The organism is Streptomyces antioxidans, from assembly GCF_000968685.2.
GTDB classification, from domain to species: Bacteria; Actinomycetota; Actinomycetes; order Streptomycetales; family Streptomycetaceae; genus Streptomyces; species Streptomyces antioxidans.
The window spans coordinates 1-4,393 of record NZ_LAKD02000016.1 but is presented as its reverse complement, the minus strand read 5'-3'; the positions used below and the strand labels follow the sequence as shown (position 1 = coordinate 4,393).

Annotated in this window: 4 protein-coding genes; 2 read left to right on the top strand and 2 right to left on the bottom strand. The window is 71.9% G+C overall.

Annotated features, from left to right (window positions below; translation table 11 throughout):
* A partial coding sequence (locus tag VT50_RS39260; RefSeq protein ID WP_167396588.1) for an MFS transporter occupies positions 1-689 on the top strand: 689 nt, incomplete at its 5' end.
* Positions 690-732: 43 nt separating this feature from the next.
* Positions 733-1,686 (top strand): hypothetical protein, encoded by a 954-nt coding sequence (locus tag VT50_RS08520; protein ID WP_046090655.1) that lies wholly within the window; start codon positions 733-735, stop codon positions 1,684-1,686.
* Positions 1,687-1,786: 100 nt separating this feature from the next.
* Here VT50_RS08520 and ptsP read toward each other — a convergent pair whose 3' ends face one another.
* On the bottom strand, positions 1,787-3,457 hold the full coding sequence (gene ptsP, locus VT50_RS08515) for a phosphoenolpyruvate--protein phosphotransferase (RefSeq protein WP_046090654.1): 1,671 nt from the start codon (positions 3,455-3,457) through the stop codon (positions 1,787-1,789).
* Positions 3,458-3,562: 105 nt separating this feature from the next.
* Positions 3,563-4,009, bottom strand: coding sequence for a PTS sugar transporter subunit IIA (locus tag VT50_RS08510; protein ID WP_046090653.1), 447 nt, complete (start codon positions 4,007-4,009; stop codon positions 3,563-3,565).
* Positions 4,010-4,393: the final 384 nt, after the last annotated feature.

Below are 4,393 nucleotides of genomic sequence, written 5' to 3'. Positions count from 1 at the left end.
CCGCGTCCCCGGAACCCGCATCCACGGAAACCGCGCCCGCACCCGAGAAGACCACGACGACCGCCGCCCCCACCCCCTGGCGCGACCGCCGCTATCTCGCCTACACCGCCAGTGAGGCCGTCCTCTTCCTCGACGACTCCGTCTTCAAGGTCGGCCTGCCGCTGTGGGCCGTGACGGCCACCAGCACACCGCATCAACTCGTCCCCCTGCTGCTCGTCCTCAACAATCTGCTCGTGGTGGTCTTCCAGGTCCCGTTCGCCCGCTTCGGCGCCACCCCGCACACCGCCCGCACCTCGCTGTGGCCACTGGCCGGTGCCTTCCTCGTCGGCGGGGCCGCGCTGGCCGCCTCGACCGTCGGCGCACCCTGGTTCGCCGCCGTCACGCTGGTGCTGGCCGCCACCGCCTTCACCGTGGCGGAGATGCTGCACGCCACGGTCTCCTGGGAGCTGTCCGTGGCCCTCGCCCCGCCCACCGCACAGGGCGCCTACCTCGGCGTGCACGGCCTGGCCCAGGCCGTCCAGCGCAGCGTCGGACCCCTCGCGGTGACGGCGGCGATCGCGGCGGGCCCCCTCGGCTGGCTCGGCCTCGGCGCCGGCCTCGCCGCGATGTGCGGCGCCCAGCACCGCCTGGTACGGGACCGCGGTGACGGAGCGTTGTCAGTGGCCCCGGTTACGGTGAGTGAGCACTGAACATCCGTGCTTGAGCACGGAACATCCGCGCTGAGGGGGAGTCATGGCGCACACCGGACGCAGAGGCCACCGGAACCGCCCGGGCGAGCACAGGAAGCCGAAGACACGCAGGCCAAGGACGCGGGAGCGCACAAGGAGGCGGACGACCCGGCGCGCCCTCCGCAGGGAGGCGCCGAGCACCGTGGCCCTGTTGGCCGACGAGCGGGACTTCGCCGCCATGCGGCACTACGCGTCGTTCGTCTTCGATGACCACGGAGCGTATCTACGGGAGATGGAGGGGCTGCTGAAGGCGCTCGCGGCCCAGGGGGTGCACACCACCGTCGCCCTCTTCGACCCCGTCGCCTACGAGGAGTTCTGCGCGGACACCCGGCTCGACCCGGACACCTCCACGAGCCGCACGCGCTATACGGCCGAGCTGGCCGCCGCTGGCGGCGCCGTCACCTACGAGGGCCAGCCCATCGCCCGCCTGGTGCCACGGCTCATCGGCGTGGCCGAGGAGCAGGCCACCTGGGAGTACGCCACGGCGCTGCTCTCCCGCGCGGGCCACCGCGGGGAGTGCCGCGACGACACCACCGCCCGCGTCGCGTTCGACCGTGCCGGGGCCGCTCTGCGCGCGGTCGTCGAGGCGGCCGGACCGGGCGTCCACCATCTGGTCTGCAGCGTCCCGGCGGACGGCACCTCACTGGTCGCCGTGCTCCACGCCGATGCGAGGGAAGCGGGCCCGCCGAAGCTGGCCGAGCCCTCGGGGCTGGTCTTTCGCACCGTCCTGGCCTGCGGCTTCGCCCTGCGCGGCCCCGGTGGCCTGGTGCTGCGGACCATCGCGGCGGACTCCCCGGAGACGGTCCGCGGCTGGGCGCTCAACGACGGCTGGCTGCGCCCGCTGAGCGAGGCGGAGGTGTTCACCGCGTACTGCACCGACGCCGAGACCGGTGAACCCATCCCTCCGGAGCACGGCGTCGAATACCGGGCGGGCATTCCGCTCAGCCCCCCGGAATGACCGAAGGCGTCCCGCCACCCGGCGGGACGCCCTCATTGACAGCCAAGGGCCAAAAGCCAAAAGCCAAAAGCCAAAAGCTCACGGCTCACGGCTCACGGGCTCATTCGCCGGACAGCACCGCCTGCGCCGCCCGGCGGGCATCCTCCGCGGTGTCCGCCGCGCGCGCCGCGGAGGCGGCCCGCTCGCACTGCGCCAGCGTGTGCTTGGACAGCGTCGCACGCACATACGGAATGGAGGCCGCACCCATGGAGAGGCTGGTGACACCCAGCCCGGCCAGCACACACGCCAGCAGCGGATCGGAGGCGGCCTCACCGCAGACACCACAGCTCTTGCCCTCGGCCTGCGCGGCCTCCGCCGACGCCGCCACCAGGTCGAGCAGCGCGGGCTGCCACGGGTCCTGCAGCCGTGAGACCGCGCCCACCTGACGGTCCGCCGCGAAGGTGTACTGCGCCAGGTCGTTGGTGCCCAGCGACAGGAACTCGACCTCCTGGAGGATCGAGCGCGCCCGCAGCGCGGCGGACGGAATCTCCACCATCGCGCCGAACTTCGCCCGCAGCCCCGCCTCGCGGCACGCGTCCGCGAACGCCTTGGCGTCCAGCCGGTCGGCCACCATCGGGGCCATCACCTCGAGATAGACCGGCAGCCCCTCCGACGCCTTCGCCAGCGCCGTGAGCTGTGTCCGCAGCACGTCGGGGTGGTCCAGCAGCGTACGCAGACCGCGCACGCCCAGCGCCGGGTTGGGCTCATCGGCCGGGGTGAGGAAGTCCAGCGGCTTGTCCGCGCCCGCGTCCAGGACCCGCACCACCACCCGGCCCTCGGGGAACGCCTCCAGCACCTGCCGGTACGCGGTGGCCTGCTTCTCCTCCGACGGCGCCTGAGTGCTGTCGTCCAGGAAGAGGAACTCGGTGCGGAACAGCCCCACCCCCTCGGCGCCCGCCTCGACCGCCGCCGGTACATCGGCCGGTCCGCCGACATTCGCCAGCAGCGGCACCTTGTGCCCGTCCGACGTCGCACCAGGACCTGAGGAGGCAGCCAGCGCGGCCCGGCGCTCCTCGGCGGCCCGCGTCAGCTCGTCCCGCTTCTCCTCGCTCGGGGACACGAAGATCTCACCCGTGCTGCCGTCCACGGCGATCAGGGTTCCCTCGACCAGATCCCCGGCGCCGGGCAGCGCGACCACGGCCGGCACCCCCAGGGCACGGGCGAGGATCGCGCTGTGGCTCGTCGGCCCGCCCTCCTCGGTCACGAACCCCAGCACCAGCGTCGGGTCGAGCAGCGCGGTGTCGGCGGGCGCGAGGTCCCGCGCGATCAGCACATACGGCTCGTCACTGTCCGGCACCCCCGGCATCGGCACACCGAGCAGCCGCGCCACGATCCGGTTCCGCACATCGTCGAGGTCGGCCACCCGGCCCGCCAGATAGTCACCGGCACCCGCGAGCAGCGCCCGGTAGGCGGCGAAGGCGTCGTACACCGCGCGCTCGGCGGTGCTCCCCACGGCGATCCGCCGCTCGACATCGGCGATCAGCTCCGGGTCCTGCGCCATCATGGCCTGCGCCTCGAGCACGGCCTGGGCCTCGCCGCCCGCCAGATTGCCGCGCGCGACCAGATCGGCCGCCACGGCCTCCACCGCCTGGCGCGCCCGCCCCTGCTCACGCGGCGCCTCATCGGCCGGAATCTGCCTGGCCGGCGGCTCCAGTACCGCCGTCCCCATATGGCGGACCTCGCCGATGGCCACCCCGTGGCTCACGCCGACGCCTCGCAGCGTTGTCTCCATGTCACCCGTCCCCGGTCGATACGGCGGAACCCCGCCATGGTGGATGTCCTACCCGCAGTGCGCCGCCCGGTCCGGTCCCCATCGGCCGCCGGGCACACACCCGGCTCACCAGTTGAAGAGCGTGTCGCCCGTCTTCACATCGACGTCCTCCTTGACGTCGGACAGGGCGTCGGCCGTGGCCTCGAGTGCCACGATCGGGCAGATCGGCGACTTGCCCGCGGCCACGGCGGTGGCCGGGTCCCAGCGCACGATCGCTTCGCCGCGCTTGACGGTGTCGCCCTTGTTGATGAGGACCTCGAAGCCCTCACCGTTCAGCTGCACGGTGTCGATGCCGAGGTGGGTAAGCACACCGTGCCCCTCCCCGTCCACCACGACGAACGCATGAGGGTGCAGGGAGACGACGATCCCGTCGACCGGGGCCACGGCCACGAAGGGCTCGAGCACTGGGTCGATCGCCGTGCCCGGACCGACCATGGCGCCGGAGAACACCGGATCGGGCACCGCTTCGAGTCCGATCACGCGGCCGGCGACCGGTGAGGTCACGCTGGTCATGGGAGCCTCCCGGGGGGTGAAGATTCATCACGCGCCGTCACCACCTGTCCCGGACAGCGCACTGCCCAGAAGAGTAAGTCATAGGAACTACGGATTCCGCGCACACGTGGCGCAGGCGGGAGGGGTGGCCGGGCCAGGAATCGATTTGCCACGGCCGCGCGGCGCGCTGTACTGTCGTATCCCTGCCCACCGGATGAAGCACTGCGGACATCTCCGTGTACATCCAGGTTCAGGGCGGCGCCATCAGTTACTTGATCCAAATCCCGGATCTACTTTCGCATGCCTTGCGAGAGACGCGGGTACGGGGAGCTGGAAATGGTCTGATAGCGTGTGAAACACCGAAGGGAAGTGCCCGGAGAAGCCGGTGAAACGGTTTCGAAGGAA